The sequence below is a fragment of the Catenovulum sp. 2E275 genome (assembly GCF_025515275.1).
Lineage (GTDB): Bacteria > Pseudomonadota > Gammaproteobacteria > Enterobacterales > Alteromonadaceae > Catenovulum.
Genome location: NZ_JAOPFU010000039.1, coordinates 23,234 through 42,792, shown reverse-complemented (window position 1 = coordinate 42,792; position 19,559 = coordinate 23,234). Strand labels below are relative to the sequence as shown.

14 protein-coding genes are annotated in these 19,559 nt (G+C 38.3%); 5 read left to right on the top strand and 9 right to left on the bottom strand.

Features of this window, described 5'->3' with window-relative positions; genetic code table 11:
• The first annotated feature begins 116 nt into the window (after positions 1-116).
• Positions 117-404, top strand: coding sequence for a hypothetical protein (locus tag N7931_RS15465; RefSeq protein WP_262795253.1), 288 nt, complete (start codon positions 117-119; stop codon positions 402-404).
• 121 nt (positions 405-525) lie between these two features.
• On the top strand, positions 526-1,287 hold the full coding sequence (locus N7931_RS15460) for a hypothetical protein (RefSeq protein WP_262795252.1): 762 nt from the start codon (positions 526-528) through the stop codon (positions 1,285-1,287).
• A gap of 295 nt (positions 1,288-1,582) precedes the next feature.
• Here N7931_RS15460 and oadA read toward each other — a convergent pair whose 3' ends face one another.
• Entirely contained in the window at positions 1,583-3,394 is a 1,812-nt protein-coding gene (gene oadA / locus N7931_RS15455) for a sodium-extruding oxaloacetate decarboxylase subunit alpha (protein WP_262795251.1), read from the bottom strand.
• Positions 3,395-3,457: 63 nt separating this feature from the next.
• Entirely contained in the window at positions 3,458-4,873 is a 1,416-nt protein-coding gene (locus N7931_RS15450; protein WP_262795250.1) for an acetyl-CoA carboxylase biotin carboxylase subunit, read from the bottom strand.
• 122 nt (positions 4,874-4,995) lie between these two features.
• Here N7931_RS15450 and N7931_RS15445 point away from each other — a divergent pair, with 122 nt between their 5' ends.
• Entirely contained in the window at positions 4,996-5,949 is a 954-nt protein-coding gene (locus tag N7931_RS15445; protein WP_262795249.1) for a LysR family transcriptional regulator, read from the top strand.
• A 52-nt stretch (positions 5,950-6,001) separates the two neighbouring features.
• Here N7931_RS15445 and N7931_RS15440 read toward each other — a convergent pair whose 3' ends face one another.
• Positions 6,002-6,931 (bottom strand): DMT family transporter, encoded by a 930-nt coding sequence (locus N7931_RS15440; protein WP_262795248.1) that lies wholly within the window; start codon positions 6,929-6,931, stop codon positions 6,002-6,004.
• Positions 6,932-7,031: 100 nt separating this feature from the next.
• On the opposite strand from N7931_RS15440, the gene N7931_RS15435 reads away from it, so the two are divergent.
• Both N7931_RS15435 and N7931_RS15430 read left to right on the top strand, forming a co-directional pair.
• Entirely contained in the window at positions 7,032-7,925 is an 894-nt protein-coding gene (locus tag N7931_RS15435; RefSeq protein WP_262795247.1) for a LysR family transcriptional regulator, read from the top strand.
• A 248-nt stretch (positions 7,926-8,173) separates the two neighbouring features.
• The gene (locus N7931_RS15430) at positions 8,174-9,826 is read left to right on the top strand and encodes a GGDEF domain-containing protein (RefSeq protein ID WP_262795246.1); all 1,653 of its coding nucleotides are present in this window, start codon (positions 8,174-8,176) and stop codon (positions 9,824-9,826) included.
• Here N7931_RS15430 and N7931_RS15425 read toward each other — a convergent pair.
• From N7931_RS15425 to N7931_RS15400, 6 genes are all read right to left on the bottom strand, one after another.
• Positions 9,792-10,808 (bottom strand): LacI family DNA-binding transcriptional regulator, encoded by a 1,017-nt coding sequence (locus tag N7931_RS15425; protein ID WP_262795245.1) that lies wholly within the window; start codon positions 10,806-10,808, stop codon positions 9,792-9,794. The two genes, N7931_RS15430 and N7931_RS15425, sit on opposite strands and share 35 nt — an antisense overlap.
• Before the next feature lie 148 nt (positions 10,809-10,956).
• A complete protein-coding gene (locus N7931_RS15420) occupies positions 10,957-13,020 on the bottom strand; it encodes a glycoside hydrolase family 32 protein (protein WP_262795244.1) in 2,064 nt (687 codons plus the stop codon).
• 136 nt (positions 13,021-13,156) lie between these two features.
• The gene (locus N7931_RS15415) at positions 13,157-16,000 is read right to left on the bottom strand and encodes a hypothetical protein (protein WP_262795243.1); all 2,844 of its coding nucleotides are present in this window, start codon (positions 15,998-16,000) and stop codon (positions 13,157-13,159) included.
• 207 nt (positions 16,001-16,207) lie between these two features.
• The gene (locus N7931_RS15410) at positions 16,208-17,080 is read right to left on the bottom strand and encodes a carbohydrate ABC transporter permease (protein WP_262795242.1); all 873 of its coding nucleotides are present in this window, start codon (positions 17,078-17,080) and stop codon (positions 16,208-16,210) included.
• Positions 17,067-18,173 (bottom strand): carbohydrate ABC transporter permease, encoded by a 1,107-nt coding sequence (locus N7931_RS15405; RefSeq protein WP_262795241.1) that lies wholly within the window; start codon positions 18,171-18,173, stop codon positions 17,067-17,069. Before N7931_RS15405 ends, N7931_RS15410 begins: the two co-directional genes overlap by 14 nt.
• Before the next feature lie 27 nt (positions 18,174-18,200).
• Positions 18,201-19,394 carry an extracellular solute-binding protein gene (locus N7931_RS15400; RefSeq protein ID WP_262795240.1) on the bottom strand — a complete coding sequence of 398 codons (1,194 nt, stop codon included), beginning with the start codon at positions 19,392-19,394 and terminating at the stop codon, positions 18,201-18,203.
• Positions 19,395-19,559: the final 165 nt, after the last annotated feature.

The window sequence follows — 19,559 nt, the reverse complement described above, 5'->3', positions numbered from 1 at the left end:
AGGCTTAAGTTTATGAAATTATTAATTTAAAGCTTATTGGAATGGTGTTGTTAGACTCAATGTTGAAAAGTTCTATACACACTTCTGATGATTAAACTGTTGTGTTTGAGTCAGGTATGGACGAAGATTTAAAGAAAAAAGTAGATATTGTTGTAGGATTAAGTCGTCTAGCAGGCGGTACATTGATACTTATTGGTAGTATTTTGGTATTTGTTTTTACTCAAGCCGCGTTAGATCCCAATGCTTCAATTGAAATCAATGGTGTTCCAACTAAAGACCAAACAGACAAAATAGTGGCTGCAATTTTCACGGCATTATTTCCATTGATAGGTCTGTTCCTATCTTTTGCACCAGCTAAGCTACTTGATAAGTGGGCAGCAAAAATTATCAGCCGTTTGAGTTAATCTCAAACATAACAAGCGCCTAAACTCCGACAATGTTTCGTTGTCATGGTTTTGGCAAACAACGCAAAAAGCACGCCAACACATTGCGTGTTAGGCGGGCGTTATACTTAAGTAGGTGTTGATGGATAATTCTAAACCAATAAAACCGCGAGATCGTGAGTTATCTCCTGGCTTACTGCGCCAGCGTAGAAATTTGTTAGGCATTTCTATCTTAATGATTTTGTTTTCTTCCAGTGGTGCGGTAATTGATAAAGTTAATATTTTAGGTAACAACATAAATATTCAAAACCCACAGATAATTCCTTACTTTATTTCTCTTTTATTTTTATATTTTCTTATTCGCTATTTCCAATATTTCAATGAAGAAAACCATGTAAAATCGTCAAAAGTGTCATTTCAAAAAAATCTTAAATTCTATTATTTAAAATACCTTAGGCATAAATCTATACTTGGGGTTCATGAATTTAGAAGTAATGATGTGAAATTATATTTTAAGGATCAATCTTATCGTCGGGATGAACCCAAAAATTCTGTAGAGGATGAGTCGAATGAATTTAAATTTCCTTGGTACCTAAAAATACCTTATTGTTTATATACAGAGCCAAACTGCTCTTCTAGAGAAAGTAAAAATTTTCATGCCAAGATGAAAGAATCTGAATTTAGCCTATGGCCAAGAGTTCAACAAGAAAATGATTATGGCGAAAGTAAAAGTAATTTTTATTCACATCATATAAATTGCAATATCCCAATATCCCTTTTGTTAAAGTTTCTTGGCATTTTGAGGTACTTATTTACTGAATCTTATTTTACTGATTATTATTTACCTTTCGTTATTGCATTCATTTCTTTTATAACGTCAATCGGTATATGGTTTCTTTGTTAGAGCATTGGTGTTGTATATAATGGTATAACAAGAGAATATGATTTAAATTTCGGCTTGGTATGCAGCTCTATATAGCAACTATCAGATTTGATTAACCAAAGTAAACAGGCACCGTTTCTATAAAATATTGTAGATCGGGCTTTAGCCCGTTTTTTGCCTGTCGCTTTGAACGCCATAAATGGTCAATTACAAATAATTAACCATCCAAAATAAAATGAAAACGATACTCGCTTTTTTAACTTGAGTTGCATATCAGAAATATTGAAGTAAATTTCTGATATGCGACTCAGGTGTATTATTCCGCTACTTCAATTAATACATCGCCCGGTGTCACTCTGTCACCTTTGGCAACATAAACCGCTTTAACTGTACCGGCAATACTGGTGTGGATCTCAGTTTCCATTTTCATCGCTTCGGCAACCAACACTGCTTGCCCAGCCGTCACGGTATCGCCCTCTTTCACCAAAATATCAACCACATTGCCCGGCATTGTGGTCGTTATATGGCCCGGTGAGCTAACTCGTTTACGGCCTTTAGCGCTGCCATCGGCAACTAATTCATTTAACGGTTCAAATACCACTTCTTCCGGCATACCATCCAAAGATAAATAAATTTTACGTTTATCCGCGCCACTTTCACCAATTCCGGTTACCGCAATATCGTAAGTTTCGCCATGCACTGTAATTTTAAATTCAGATGCACCCACTTTACCCAATTTAGCACCTTGACCAGCTTCTGCCGGTAATAAAGCTTCTGGTTTTAATGTGCCATCCGCTCTTTGTTGTAAAAAGTCGCGGCCTAAATCTGGGAACATAGCAAACGTTAATACGTCTTCTTCAGTTTTAGCTAACGCACCAATTTCTTTACGTAATTTATCCAGTTCAGGTTTTAGTGAATCCGCCGGACGATTATGCTCCACCGGCTCGTTACCAATGGCTTGCTTTTGCAGCTCGGCATTTACCTGCGCTGGCGCTGCGCCATAACCGCCCTGTAAATATCGTTTAACTTCATTGGTAATGGTTTGGTAGCGTTTGCCAGACAATACATTATAAACCGCCTGTGTACCGACAATTTGTGAAGTTGGGGTGACCAGTGGCGGATAGCCTAAATCTTTACGTACTCGTGGAATTTCAGCAAATACGTCCTGAATTTTATCAATCGCATTTTGCTCTTTTAACTGATTCGCCAGATTAGACATCATCCCACCCGGTACTTGATTAATCTGCACCGAAACATCCTCACGGGTAAATTCGCTTTCAAATTGATGATATTTTTTACGAATACCACGAAAATATTCTGCAATTTCAGCTAATAGTTCTAAATCCAGTTCGGTATCAAATGGGGTATTTTTAAGCGCGGCGACTTGGGCTTCGGTTGCCGGATGGCTGGTACCACTGGCAAAAGACGATATAGCGGTATCAATGCGATCAGCACCAGCTTCAACAGCTTTTAACTGACACATTTCAGCTAAACCGGCCGTTGCATGGCTATGTAAAACAATGGGTAAATCCAGCTCTGCTTTTAATGCGCTGACTAAATCAAACGTCGCAAACGGCGTTAATAAACCGGCCATATCTTTAATTGCGATTGAATCTGCACCCATATCTCGCATTTTTAAAGCCTGCTCAACAAATAGCTCAGGTGTATGCACTGGGCTGGTTGTATAACATAATGTGCCTTGTGCATGTTTTCCGGCATCTTTTACCGCTTTCATTGCGGTTTCAATGTTACGAATATCATTAAGTGCATCAAAAACTCGGAATACATCAATACCGTTTTCGGCACTTTTAGCAACAAATGCTTTTACAACATCGTCGGCATAATGGCGATAACCTAATAAGTTTTGGCCACGTAATAACATTTGCAAACGGGTATTAGGTAAAGCTGCGCGTAATTGACGTAATCTTTCCCATGGGTCTTCTTTTAAAAACCGCACACAAGCATCAAAAGTCGCACCGCCCCACACTTCTAAAGACCAATAGCCCACTTTGTCTAATTTCTCGCAAATCGGCAGCATATCTTCGGTACGCATGCGGGTTGCAATTAATGATTGGTGAGCATCTCGTAAAATTACATCTGTTATTTCAATTTTTTTCGCTTGAGTCATGTTGTTATCCTCTCATCCCTAACGCTGGCGCTAAGGTAAAAATCTTAGTTAAGCCGTTAATTACTAAGCCGCAGAATAAGCTGCAATTGCAGCCGCTATTGCCAGTGCAACTTCGCTCGGGTGGCGTTTATCTGAATATTGCAGTAATTGCATATTGTCAGGCACAAAGCTGGTATCAAAATCACCTTTTTGAAAATCCGGGTGCTGCAAAATTTGTTTGTAGTAAGTGGCTGTAGTTTTAATGCCATGCAAACGCATATCATCTAAAGCACGTTGACCACGTGCAATCACCTCTTCCCAACTGAGTGCCCATACAATCAGTTTTAAACACATGGAGTCATAAAAAGGCGGAATTTCATATCCAGTATAAATGGCGGTATCTACCCTAACGCCCGGTCCACCCGGCGCATAATAATGAGAGATCCGGCCAAAACTAGGTAAAAAGTCATTTTTAGGATCTTCGGCATTAATTCTAAATTGCAAAGCATAACCGCGATAACTAATGTCTTCCTGACGATGGCTCAGCGCTAAACCGGACGCAACGCGGATTTGTTCGCGCACAATATCCACTCCGGTAATTTGCTCGGTAATTGTATGTTCAACCTGCACGCGGGTATTCATTTCCATAAAATACACCTCGTTGCCACTTAATAAAAACTCAACTGTCCCTGCGTTTTTATAACCAACTGCCTGCGCAGCTTTAACCGCCAGCGAACCAATATGCTCGCGTAAATCATCGGTTAACTGCGGGCTTGGCGCAATCTCAATTAATTTTTGATTACGGCGCTGAATTGAACAATCACGCTCAAATAAATGGATCACATTGCCTTCATCGTCCGCTAAAATTTGTACTTCGATATGGCGCGGATTCACAATGCATTTTTCTAAAAAGACTTCCGCGCTACCAAATGCTTTAGTTGCTTCGGAAATCACTCTTGGATATTGCTGAGTTAACTCTTGTTTAGAATCGCAGCGGCGAATACCACGGCCACCACCACCCGATGTCGCTTTAATCATCACCGGATAACCAATTTGCTCGGCGAGTGCGATTGCTTCATCTAAATCCTGTAAGTTACCCTCAGAACCCGGTGTAATAGGTACACCAGCTTCACGCATGGCATCACGCGCCTGTGTTTTATCACCCATCCGGTGAATCACTTGTGAACTTGGGCCAATAAAAGTAATCCCTTTTTGTTCACAAATACGGGCAAATTCAGCATTTTCAGATAAAAAACCATAACCCGGGTGAATTGCATCACAACCGGTTTCTAAAGCTAAATTAACAATACGTAACGGATCAAGATAACCCGCTAACGGATCATCCCCCAACGAATAAGATTCGTCAGCCCGCTTTACATGCAAACCATATCGGTCAGGTTCGGTATAAATAGCAACCGAGCGAATATTTAGCTCGGCACATGCACGCACGATACGTACGGCAATTTCGCCGCGGTTGGCAATCAGTATTTTTTTGAGCATGGTGTTCTCCTCCATGATTCATGGCAAATCGCAATGACGCAAATACTAAAAGATCGAATAAATAAATAAAAATTGATGTTTTATAGGTTATGTATAACCTATACCTTATACATAACCAATTTATGACAGCTATGCCTCTGAGTATTCAAAACATTATTTCAAGATTAACTTTTCGTCAGTTACAGGTTTTTCATGCGGTATTTAAACTGCAAAGTTACACCAAAGCCGGTGATTTATTGGGCTTAACTCAACCTGCGGTCAGCAGCCAAATTCGCCAGTTAGAACAAGCTTTAGGACAACCATTATTTGAATACGTAGGACGGCGTTTATTTTGTACCTCTGCCGGTAAACGCCTTGCACAAAGTGTCGATTCGATATTTTCAGAATTAAAATTATTACAAAGTGATTTTGCTGCGTTAAAAGGTCAAGTCGCGGGCGAGTTAAAATTACTCGCAGTCAGCACAGCACAATATGTTGTGCCGCATTTGTTACGTGAGTTTCGTGATTTATATCCACAAATTGCATTAAGTGTCACCGTGGTTAACCGCGCAACCGCATTACAGCGTTTAGCCAGTAACAGTGACGATTTAGTGATTATGGGGATGGTGCCAAACGATAAACCGTTTACCGCACTGCCTTTTTTAGACAATGAGTTAGTTCCCGTTGCGCCTGCTGAGCATGCATTATTTGCCTACAAAAAAGTGACTGCGACTGACTTTTTAAATAGCCAATTATTGGTGCGCGAACCCGGTTCTGGTAGCCGCCTCGCACTTGAAAAACACTGCCAGCAACACCGCCTAAAAGTAGCACCGGCAATGGAGCTAGGCTCAAATGAGGCGATAAAACATGCGGTTATTGCAGGGTTAGGGGTAGCAGTTTTACCCAAACTAAGTGTTTTGCTGGAGCTTGAATTAGGCAAGCTTAAAATTGTTAATGTAGATACTTTTCCGCTCAATCACAACTGGTCGGTTGTTTATCCTCAAACCAAATATTTAACACCTGCAATGCAGGCGTTTTTATTTTTTGTTGAGCATAACGCGCAAAGTTTTATTCAAAAATTAACCGGTAATTTATAAGCCTTAAATTGTATTTATTCCCTAATAACAGCTTATAAATTGGGTCTCCCAATTAACTTTCGTTTTGTATGAGCAGCTTTGACTTATTTAATCTAATTCGGGGTAACAATAAACCGGCAATTACAATTCCAATACCAATAATTTGGAGCTGTGTAATGGTTTGCCCCAGAATAAAAGCTGTTAACATTGCAAATACAGGAACAAAATTGAAAAATAAAGAAGCATTTGCTGAGCCTAATTGTTTTAATCCATATAGCCACAATAAGTAACCTGCAACTGTTCCAAATAAACCTATATATACAACATTAAAAATACCCCAGCTTGAGCTATTCATCAGCTCAATAAATGGATGCACTTCAGGGGTTGCCAAGCACATAAAACCAATCACAATAACACCACTTAACATTCCAATAAATGTATAAGGTATTACCGGCATTAATTTACTAATATCTTGGCTAAAGTAGGTATAGCAACTCCAAGCTAACATGCCTAAAAAAATCATTTTATCACCATGATTTAACTGCATATAAAATAAAAGATCCATATTACCATTTGTAATAACCAACAATACGCCTGATAAGCTTACGATTAAACTAAAGCCTTGTGCAGAGCTTGGTAGAGAACGTTTAGCAAAAGATGCAATTAAAGACGTAATTAAAGGGCTTAAAGCCATAATTAGTGAGCCATTGGCTGCACTGGTATGTTCAAGACCCGTAAATAATCCTAAATTTAGTCCACCAACCCCAACAGCACTAACAGTAAATACCCATAACCACTGTTTAAATGATAAATTTGGTTTTGTTATATTTAAAATTTTAAGGTAAATCCATAAACATACTGCGGCTATTGCAAATCGCCAAAAAACCAAACTTAGTGCACTAACTTCATTCAATGCAATTTTTCCAATTGGAAAACAACTACCCCAGAAAAAAGCACATAATAGAAGTAAAAATACTGCTTTGAGATTTGCAGTTGAATTCATTGTACAGAAACCTTACTGGATACTCTTGTAAACAGAAAACAATTGTAATACTTTCCAATTTCTGAATAAACAAACAAGAATAAGACCATAAATTCCAAATATGAAATATAAATATTCACTAGATGATCTCCGCTATTTTTGTATTGTCGCTCAGTTAAAAAGCTTTAAAAATGCAGCAACGCATCTTTCAATACCTGTTTCAACATTAAGCAGGCGCATCAAACAATTGGAAGATGACTTACAACTACGCTTGTTAAACCGTGATGCTCATAGGGTATCTTTGACTCATACAGGCGAGCAGTACTTTAAGCGATCCAGTATTTTATTTAATGAATTAGATGATATTAATCAGGCATTACACAGCGAAAAGCATCAAGCTAAGGGCAAAATTCGAATCAGTGCTCCAACTAATGCTGGTATTTATTTTTTACGCAATATATTTTCTGAGTTTTCGAAAAAGTATCCAGAAATTCAATTAGATATTCGACTATCGAACGCATTAATTGATATTGAAGCTCAAGCAATTGATGTTGTATTCCGTGTGGGTCATACTTTAGTGGATAACTGGATTGCGCGACCACTTAAAGACATTCAATTTGTACTTTGTGTAAACTCAAGTTTCGATACAAACCAAATCCAACAGCCACAAGATTTGTGTGGAAAGCCTGCTATTTTAGGGCACCCTATGTCAGTCTGGCAGCTGATTCATCAACAAACCGGTGAAGAGTTCGACTTTCACCCTATTCAAAATGTACGTATGGAACTAGATGAAATACAATTGGTTATCCACGCTGTTCAACAGAATTTAGGTATTGGCTACATTCCGAATTATTATGCTCAGCCAATGATTGAACGGGGTGAACTAAAACAAATATTACCTGCTTGGCAAAGTAAAGCTAGACCTTTAAATTTACTGTACCGAGATAGAGATAATTTACCACTTAGGGTTCGCTTATTTATTGAATTCGCAATTAAACATTTTAGTGATAATTGAAGCTAATAATTAGCCTGACTTGTAATAAGAATGATGGAAATAAGCTCTTTAGTTCCACACTATTTAAGCCTTGCTGTTTGTAGCAACTAGGATAGTTTCCCTGTACTTAGTTGATTCTGTTTAAACATTAAATAATATTTAATGTTTTGCTTAAGCCAAATCAGGCATAATATACAATTTTGCCTATAATAAAATCTGTTACAGCAAGTTTATCCTGCTACCTGTTTTTAATTGGAATTTGTCTTGTAATGAGCCTTTTAATTCGTTTAAGTTCCATTGTATTTGTTCTGCTAATTTGCTTCACAACCCAAGCTACCCAGCTAGGAGAAAATGAAATAATTCAAACAGATAACTCAATCTGGTATCCAATTAATCTCAAAACACCAATAAATGACCAACAATTAGCTAATCTATATAAACAATCTGATTTGCCGGTAGGCTCATTGCTAGGCCAAAGAGGTGGAGCAATAACCCGATTAACACTCAGTACTGATCATAATGGTATATGGTATGTCATGCCGGTCGCTAATTTTGTCGATGAGGGTAAAGCATTTTGGCAGGATCATACTGGTAAAATAACTCAAATTGCTGACTTTTCTCAATTTAAGAATCGCCCAACCGTAATAAATATGCACGGACAAGCATTTAAGCTAGCTTTAGATAAAGGTAGCCATGGTACACTATGGATTTATTTAAATGCTAAGCATTATCCAACCCCTGTCCATATTTCCATTTTGCCAGAAAATCGTTTTTTACAAAATGCGTTCATGATTAACTCAATTACCGTAATGGCAATTACTATTATGCTTACTCTAGCAATTATGGCGCTTATTTTTTATTTAAAAACTAAACATAAAGTCGCTATATTTTGTTTTGGTTACATTGGATTACACGGAGTAGGTTGGGCATTAGCCGCAGGATTAGGGCAAATTATAAACCCGATGTTTTTGGTTAATACCACTTATGGTGGTATGTACTTATTTCCATTTGCAATTGCTTGTGCCAGCTACTTTGCATATTACTTATTTAATTTTGATCAGTCAGCCCAATTAAAAAATCAGTTTTTAGTCTATTACGCTCACTTCGCGCTAATAGCTGGTTTAACTATGTGGTTTTTACCTTTCAAATTGGTATTTTACTGGTCGCATTTATTAGCCGGAATATGGGTCAGTATAAGCTTATTTGTCGGGTATAAAATGCTTTCGCTAAATGATTTCAGAGCTAAGTATTTTTTTACCGGGAATCTAATATACAGCTTAGCATTGATATACTACATGCTTTCGCATTTCGCGGACGTCCAAGGCATTTCCCCCGAAATTATCGTTTTAATAGCGCTTTCAGCCGATTGTATTTGCATTTTATTATCTTTGTCTGAGTGGCTTAGATTAAAACAAAATCAGCTACAAAAAATGATGCATGAATCAAGATATGATGCTTTAACTAAAGTTGGTAATCGATTATTGCTAAATGAAAAAATACACCAGTTAAATGGCCACTACTTAATTGTATTTATTGACTGCGATAATATAAAAAAATTAAATGACCAATTAGGTCATGCTAAAGGTGACCAGTTTTTAATTTATACCAGCCAACTTATGCAACAAAAACTGGCAGATAAAGGAGAAGTCTTTAGAACTGGTGGAGACGAATTTATTTGGGTATGTGAAACACACAATAGCGAACATTTAAATAGCGTCAAATTTGAAGTTTCCAAAATACTGGAAGAAATAAATCACTTAATAAAAAGCCACTGGCCAGTGTCAGGTATTAGCTACGGCGTAGCCACTAATGAAGAAGGAAGCTCCGTCTCAGATTGCTTATCATTAGCAGATAGCCGTATGTATGAATTAAAATCTAAACATAAAATTAAAAAGAAGCCCGACTCGCTAGTAAGCAGGTAATTCGCTCTGGTTCTATTGATTCTAGCTGAGTTTTTTCTTTATCTGCCGCTGCTTGAATAATTTTTTGTACCGCACGTCGCCCCATTTCATAATAAGGTAAGCTCATAGTAGATAAACCCGGTACTAAAATATCTGGGATCACATCCCAGTTATCAAAACTAGCGACACCAATATCTTTACCAATTTTCATTTTTAATGATTCAAGCACAAAATAAACCCGCACCGCGACTAAATCTTTTCCGCATAAAATCGCATCTGGTTTAAAGTTTTCTAGTACATCCAATGTTACTTCGCGGGTTACATCTATCACTTCGTTATCATTTACCTGCTCCACAGTTTTAACAATCGCCTGACTTTCATCTAAACCATGTTCAGTTAGCGCTTGCTGAAAACCAGCAAGCCTTAATTTTGCAGCAATAATATCTGGATTCAGGTTTAAAAAAGCAATGCGTTTATAACCTTTGGCCAATAACTGGCGAGTGATGTAATAAGCCGCTTGGCGATCGTCCGGTACAATTGCTGGATATTTTTGTAACGGGTCAAAACAATTCACCATTACCGTTGGTAATTTACTAAAGGTTTCAGGCAATTCAACCGCCTGATGATACATTGCACCATAGATTACGCCCTCTGCTCTGTGCTGAGTGCATTCATCAAATAGCTGAGCCGGGTTGGCATCTTTTTGGTTTAAGTTAAATACCATCAAGGTTTTACCTTTTTCCCAAGCCATATCCTGCGCGCCCCGGATAATATCAACTGATGATGGTGTAGTCGAAATTTCATCGGAAATGAAGCCAATCACATCAGACTTCTTCTTACGGATCATTCTGGCTGCGATATTTGGCTGATAACCTAATTCTTCGATTGCAGCTAATATTTTTTCGCGGTTTTCCGGTTTCACTGTCGGGTCATTATTTACGACACGTGACACTGTTTTAAATGAAACGCCCGCTCTTTTTGCAACCTGTTTTATTGTAACCATGAATGTCCTGTCAAATACTAAACTGCCTAAGACCTAGGCCGTTAAATGCGATAAATCAAACTGGTTAACGATTATCTATAATTAGGCTAAAGCTGACAAGTTAAAAAGCAAAGCTCTCTTTTTAACTTGTCTGTTTGTTCAAAAACAATTACCAGATAGATTTAAGCTCAGTTAACTGCCAGTTTTGTATATAAGTCGGCTGTTCTGAACTCACCCTAAGCTGAGTTAAAGGCTGATTAGGAAAGACAATAGAAGTAAGGGTGACTTCGCCTTGATTGATAAATATTTCAGACGATGCCAAATCCTGTACCCATTTTATTTGATAAGTATTCGTTGCCATTAAAGGAGCTGACTGCACCATGGCAAAGTCGTCATCAAACCGTTTTTGACCAGCATTTTGTCTGTCTAAAGTGACTTTTTGCAGCTTGCTATCCAAAGTTAACATAACAGATTCGTTGAGCTGATTGCTTAGCTCTACCGTAAATGTTGAACTGTTTTTCATCTTCACTTCTAAATTAAGTTCGAATAAATCAACAGTTAATCCGCTTATTTCGGTTAAATTTACAGTTTTGTCTATCGCCAGTGCCTGCCCTTTAACAGCTTTGGCTTTAATAGTATTTAACTCAGTAGCGGGCAGAGAAGTCACCCGATACCCCTGCTCGGTGTGAATTAAATTTAATACTCGCGGAAGAGTCATTGCACCACGCCATGAGTCTGTCGGCACTTCATTAGCGTATGCCCAATTATTCATCCAGCCTATAAATAAATGGCGATCATCAACCCCTGACCAAGTGACACCAGCGTAATTATCTGCACCATAATCCAACCAAATTGCAGGCTCTATTGCCGGTTGAGCGGCATGGTCAGAAAATACGATTTGATCCACTGAAATATGTCCCCAAGGACCAGTTGCATTATCAATAATTTCTAATTGAGCCGTTTTGCCCTGCCATTGGCTGACATTCCAGCTTTTAATGAGCATAGCACCTGAGTTATTACCAGTTGCAGAAGCCACTATTTTATTATCAATTATTAAATTGATTGCGGCATCTTGTGGGTATTGACCACCAGCAATCACAAAATTAATAAAAGGCTTTTGAATAGTAAAAGGCTGACTGGTTAATTTACCGGTTGATGCATCTGAGGTATTAAATGAATTAGCTAATTTTTTGCCAAACTTACCAATAAATTCATTTGCTCCCGCCACAATTGGAGACTGATTAAATGAACTACCTTGGGTTTGCCATTTTGATAAGTCAGTTTCAAAATCTTCGAACACGTCAGCCGCTGGCGCTGTTTGATTAAATATGGCTGGTATTTTAGTCACCTGCTGTTTAAATTGAGGATCAAGAACAAACTCTTTACCATTAAAGTCGCCAACAAAATATTGAGTACCAGAACCGCCATTAGGACCACCCGGATTTAAACTCACTAATAAAACATATTTTTCAGTTTGAGTGCCATCCACTTTCATTTTAATTAAATCTGGACACTCCCAATATCCGCCATGCGCACCAAACTCTGCGCCAAAATCACTTAAATGTTGCCACTGCTTTAAATTGGCAGAACCATAAAAACTAATACGATTTTGCACAGCAAGCGACATAACCCATTGATTAGACTCGTCATGCCAAAATACTTTGGGATCACGAAAATCAGCAATTGATCCGCCTTTTAATACCGGATTACCCTGATATTTTTGCCAACTCCGACCATTATCCACACTAAAAGCCAGTGCCTGAGTTTGCACATTATCCGCCCGTGCTGTTTCTGCTTTTTTATCATGATAAGTAAAAATAGCGACCAGTGGAGGGTTAGATTTTGTACCTAAACCAGATGTATTATGTTTATCTAACACTGCACTGCCTGAAAATATCCAACCTTTATCATCGGGGAAAAGGGCTACTGGCTGTTCCTGCCAATGAATCAAGTCGTTAGAAATAGCATGTCCCCAATGCATTGGCCCCCATTGAGTTCCCTCTGGATAATGCTGAAAAAATAAATGATATTCACCATTGTGATAAATCATGCCATTAGGATCATTCATCCAGCCATTTTGGGGTGAAAAATGCAGCTGAGGTCGATGATGCTGCTGGTAATCCGTCGAAAGTGTATCCGTATTACTCTGGCTGCTAGCGGCTAATCCAGTTGATGTGACAAATGAAGACAAGCCACAAAACATAACCAAACAGCTTAATTTTTTTAATTTCATTGTAACCTGCTCATTATTGAGATTCGTTGATATGGTGTACAAAAAATAACGCTGCCGGAGACGGCACTCTACCGGCAGCGCAATATCTGATGTTTATTCAAATATGAATAAAGGGGATCAGATAACCGGTTTTGCGTTACCTTGAATAACGCGATAATTCAGACACTGTCAGCGCATCGGCTGTGCTGTAAAACCCTATTTCATAATCGGCCAACTCGTACAATCTAAAACTCAGTGCACGGGTATTGTTAATATATAAAGCACCAATACCCGCTTTAGGATCAGCAATTAATTCAAAATCAATCCCACTGGCGGCATCTAATGTTAAGTTAACCACTGGATTAAACGGGTTATTTTCATCTCCGCTAAAATAGAACTGAGCTTGATTATTAGCAGCATCAATTTTTAAATAAGCTTGTTTATCAACACTTTGCTCTGTTGACTCTGGATTTGGTTTTCTTAATAACAAACCGAATTCAGCATTGGCATTTGCACTGGTCAGCTTAAATTTAAATCGATTTTTATTATTTGAAGCAGCAAGTGTTACTTCACTTTGAGCAGCTAAATTAAAACCGTCAGCACTTTCAGTGACATTACCTTGGCTAAATACTGCATCAATAGGCATCGCTTGCATTAATCCATCACGAATCTTAGCCGGTAACTCTACTGCTAACGCGCCGTTATTTAATTTAAGTTGATGAATTAATAAGTCTCCGCCCCAATCTGGATTATTTCCATCTCTGCGACTGATATTGTGTGCAACCCAACCAAATAATAATCTTTCATCATTTGTACCAGCACTACGTGCAGCATAAAAAGCGCGGCCATCTAATGCATCATTATTTGCAGGTATCCAGTTTTCACCCTGTTTAGTTAAATATTTAACCTGACGAGAATTATCGCGTTGATCTGAGTAAACAATAAAAGGTGTGCCTTGCAGCTCAAAATAATCTGCAACTTCTAAGTTTAGATTTGAAACTTCGGTATAAAGTGGCGGCTCGGCATTCCAACTTGATAAATCGTTTGAAGTATATAAACCAATTGCCGCTTTATTATCAAAACGGGTTGTAATTAACATCCAATATTGATTTTCGGATTGATTCCAAAATACCAGCGGATCTCTAAAATCATAGTCGCTATACCCATCTGAGCCAGTAAAAGTATCTGCACTTACCGGTGTCCAATTAGTTAAGGTATTATCATCTGCAACTGCATGCATGACAGTTTCAACTGGTGATAAATTTTGATTATGCCCAGTGTAAAATAAATGATAACGGCCATCTTGAGCTTTAATCACACTACCTGAGCCAATCCATTGATCAGCTTTAGCTGCATCGCCAGAAGCCGGTAACACAGTTTTAGGGAAGCTGGCAGTTAATAAATCAGATGTTTTTGCCAGCGCCCATGAATGAAATCCATAATTTTCAAGATAATAAACATAATATTCGCCATTATCGTAAAACGGATTTGGATCGCCCATATCCAATACTAAATCTTGCTGATGACCATTAACCGACATCACAACTGAATCCGGGGTTGGCTGAACAGCCGCTCTATCAGCCTGACGAATTTCATCAACCAAAACAAAAGCCAATGAGCCATCATCTTTACTGGCATTATGCTGATCAATAATTTCAATGACAGCGGTTTGTCCCATTAATGCCGAAACGTCCCATGAACGCCAGTCAACTTTATTTTCTGCTCCATTACCACTGGCCTGCCGAACAATTTTACCATTAACTCTTAGCACCACAGCCGTGGCATTTTCTACATGATAAGCATTGGTGCCGCCGCCCATTAAAAAGTTGATATATTGATGCGTTATCTCAAACTCGGGGCTAGTTAAAGTACCTGTTGCCTGATCACCTATCCAACCTAACCCAGTACCATCAGCTTCAAAACCATCGGCTCGGCTTGAGAATGCACGTTCACCAATATGATTAGTTACATCAGCAGCCCACCAGCCACCGTCTAAATAAATAAAATCACCTGTAGCTCTAAAGCTATGATTTTGATAGGTATTGTATTTACCACAACAAAATTCAAAACCTGCAATATTTTGATTTAAATCAGCCTGACGCACAAAAGCCGACATCCCGGCAGTTTGCGGTGAACTGGTTAACACTGCGGTAGAGTTAATTTGATTAGCCGCAGTTGGGATCACTGCCGCTTTATCAGCCGCTCTAAATTCATCCGCTAACAAATAGGCTAAATTAGAATCCGAGTTATCATCTGGATGAAAATCGACAAACTCGATAAATCCGGTTTTTCCCTGATAATTAGTGACATCCCAGCTTTGCCACTGCATAGAATTTTCTTCGTTTTGGCCACTAGCCTGACGCACAGCCTGCCCGTCAACAAACAAGACAACAGCCGTTGTATTTGCACTGCCATAAGCATTGGTACCGCCACCCACTAAAAAGTTAATGTATTTTTTATTAATTGAGAATTCAGGAGAACGAATTGAGCCAACCGCAGATGCACCAAGCTGAGCAGCAGATGTATCGGCATCATTGTCATAGCCGTCGCCATAACTAGAGAATACCCGCTCACCTAAATAACCACCCACATCAGCGCCCCAAAAGCCACCATCTAATTTAATAAAGTCACCACTTGCATTAGTAAAACCATGTGCCTGATAGGTATCAAACCCGCCACAACAAAATTCAAATCCGGCAAGATTTTGGTTAGGATCTTCCGCTCTGACAAATAAGCTACTGCCCTCATTGGCGGGATCAGCCGTTAATTCAACTTCACCACTGTTATTATCATTATCTTCATTTCCATTATTGCCAGTATCCGGATTTAAAACATCATCAAGAGTTTGCCCTTCCTCTAAAACAATAATTTCTACATCTTTGTTATAGTTACTTTTTCCGGCTGGATCTGCGACACCAGAACCACAAGCTGTTAATAAGCTCACGCTAGATAACAGCGCACACTGGAGCATAATTTTGTTTAATTTAAACCGATTAAGCATTTGTTAGCCTCGTGTATTAGTTAAATTTACAACGTTGTCTAAATAAAATAAAAATTTTTGATTAAACTACGTTTGAAATACGGCCATTGTAATTATTTCTGCTTGGTATTTTAGTTAATCCCAAACAAAATTACAACGTTGTCTATTTATAGCATTAAAATACTTTACTGATCAAATATTATTTACATAAATAATCATTTTATTAACTTATCGCCTTATCCCACCCTGAATGCCGGATACAAAATATTTTTGCAATATACAAAACAATATTAATACAGGTAGGCTAATTAAACTCGCATACGCCATTATGGCTCCCCAACTTGTACTATGACCAAAAAACTGCTGCATTCCCGGCATAAGCGGCCTAACCTCTTGAGCCTGAGCAACCAATACGGGTAACAGGTAGGCATTCCAGCTCCGTAAAAATGTTAATATTGCAACTGTCGCTAAAATCGGTTTGGCGAGAGGAAGTACGATTGAAAAATAAATTTTCCAGATAGATGCACCGTCTAATAATGCTGCTTCTTCATAATCTTTCGGAATGTTTTTTAAATATTGGTAAATTAAATAAATAAAAAATGGGTTAGCTAATTCAGGAATAATTTGTACTTGTAAGCTATTAAACCAAGAGAAACTTAAACTAAATTCGCCGTTTTCAAAAGCCAACCAAGGTAAGTTGGTTACAACAAAAACTAAAGGTAAAACAATGGCTTCAAACGGAATAATTAATAAAGCCAATAACCCTAAAAGCAACACCTGCTTATGCCGCCACGGAAACCTGAGTAATGAATACGCAGCCATGCTGTTGACTAGCACAGATAATACAACTGAGCAGGTAGTGATAATCACTGAGTTCATTAAATAAGTAAAAAATGGCGTATGCTCAAATACATACTGATAATTAGCCAGACCAACACCATTAAAAGGATTAAAACTTTGGGCTATATTCTGCTGAGTAAAAATTTGTTGATCACTTTTAAAAGAGGCAGCCAGCATAAATAATAAAGGCGATACAAACAAAACCGCCAATAAACCTAATACAATCCATTTAATTACTTGGATTAACTTAACTTTTACCATGCGCTAGCAACCTTTTTTGGAATAAAGTAAGTGCCACAATCAGGATAAAATAAAATATACAGACAGCTGCACCGTACGCAATTTGCTGCTGCCTAAAGCCTTTTTCAATTGCATAAAACAATACTGTAGAAGTTGAGTCTTGTGGCCCACCTTGTGTCATTACATCCACTTGTACAAATAGCGCAAAAGCAAAAATCACCGTAGAAATCACCACTACTATGAGTGTGTTTTTTAACCCCGGCAAAGTAATATGAAAAAACTGAGCCCACTTATTTGCGCCATCCAGTGCTGCCGCTTCATATAAATTGTGCGGAATACTTTGTAATCCAGCCAAAATGATCAACATTTGAATTCCCATCCCTTGCCATGCAGATAACACCACCAAAGCAGGCATCGCCCAAGCCGGATCACGCAGCCAATCAACCGGCTGATAAGATGAACTCATCATGCTTAAAACAGAATTTAATAACCCACCATGCTGCTGATAAATCATGCTCCATACCACACAAACTACCACCATAGATGTTACGACAGGCGCAAAAAAGAGTAATTTAAACAACAGCCGGATTTTCCCTCTGCCATTTAACATTAGTGCTAAAAACAATGCCCCTAAAATTTGCAGTGGCACCACCATAACCACAAATTTAAAAGTATTGAGTAGAGATTGAATAAACAAAGGATCTTTTGCCAAAACAAGCTGTTGTTTATTCAATAATTGAAATTGATACAGCATTGAATAAGCTGATAATTCAGGGGTTGAGCGAATTAAGTCTCGTACTTTTTGGTAGTGATTGCCCTTGTATTCAAATCCGTTAGCTAAGTTATTTGAGCTTTTAGGATTAACAGCAATTATCTGGACACTCAATAACCGAGTATAATTATCCAGTCCAACAAAATGAGATTCATGCGGCGATAACAAACGTTTATCACTAAAAGAGATTCCAACCGCGACTAAAAACGGCAAAATTAAAAAGACAAATAACAAAAGCAAAGACGGCAATGCCAGTATTTTAGCAGTGAAGCCATCATTTTTTAAACCGGTATAAGCAAACTGATAATTAAGCTGCTCAGCTTGTTGGTTATCTTTAATCATATCAACCTGAATTCACACATAATCTATTTATCGATAACCGCGGTTATCTAAAATATTTTGTTCTATTTCATCAACGGCTCTGTCAAATGCGGTTTGTACCTGTTCACCCTCACTTATTCGCCGGATAGCCTGAGCAAAAATATTAGAAATAGCCGGATATCCAGGAGTTGCAGGACGCATGACAACATGCTCAGCCGACATTTGATACAGCCGATATAGCTCACCTTGCGGCCGGTATAAACGAGTATGCTGAGCCGCCGTTTGTGACGTTGGAATAAAACCAGTATGTTCACTAAAATAGCTAATTTGCTGATCGGACATAATAAATTCAATAAATCGAGCCGCCACTTTCGGCTGTTTGCACTGACGGGTTATTGAATAATGCCAACTGCCACCCCCAATATACGCACCATGACCAAAATCAATCGTCGGTAGAATTAATAAATCGTCGCCCAGTGCTTTTTTATACCGGTCAATCATCCAACTACCGTTATAATCAATTGCGACTAAGCCGCGTTCAAACAAAGCATGTTCGCCAGTTTGTACCTGCGTAAAACCAGAATTAATTGTATTTTGTAGCCATGTGCCCCAATTAATCGCAGCTTGAGAGTTTAAAATCCCTTCTGACTTACGATAATTTTTACGTTCAATTAAATCTGCCCCACTACTTTTCAACATAGGTAAAAAAGCATAACTTGACCATTCACCAACACCAGATAAGTTTAAATTTAGCGTGTATTTATATTGGTTTAATTGCTTAATTTTTTGCAAAATATGTTCAAATTCTTCAACCGACCAGGGTTGTTCAACACTCGGTAGACGAACTTTAAGCTGATGAATTAAGCTTTTTCGAGTAAACATAGCTAAAGCAATATCAAATGCGCCTAATGAATAAACTTTGTTTTGGTAAATGCCGATGCCACTTGGGTTTATCCGCTTAACCGTAGCCGCTTTAATTAACTGATTAGTTAGATTATTTTCAGAAAGATCATATAAAGGCTGAATTAAACCAGACCAAGCATAATTGGCAACATTGGGCTGATCTACCGCCAGAATACAAGGTAAATCTTTAGCTAGGGCACCACCGATAACCGAGTCACTGTAACTACCGTGTGGTATGGCTTCGACTATAATTTCAGTTTGAGGATTAAGCTGGTTGAAACGTTTTACTTGTTGCTCAAATACTTGCATTTCATCTGGCGCAGTAAGCGTACGCCACAATTCAATTGGCTTTGCTGACGCATAACTAACGCAGCAAAGTAGCAATAAATACAGAACCGAGCAGAGTTTCATTTACAATAAAAGTACAAAATATTAAAACACTTGACATATTCTCATGTCAGCTGATAAATGTCATCCGATATTTAACCAATTTGACAACGTTAT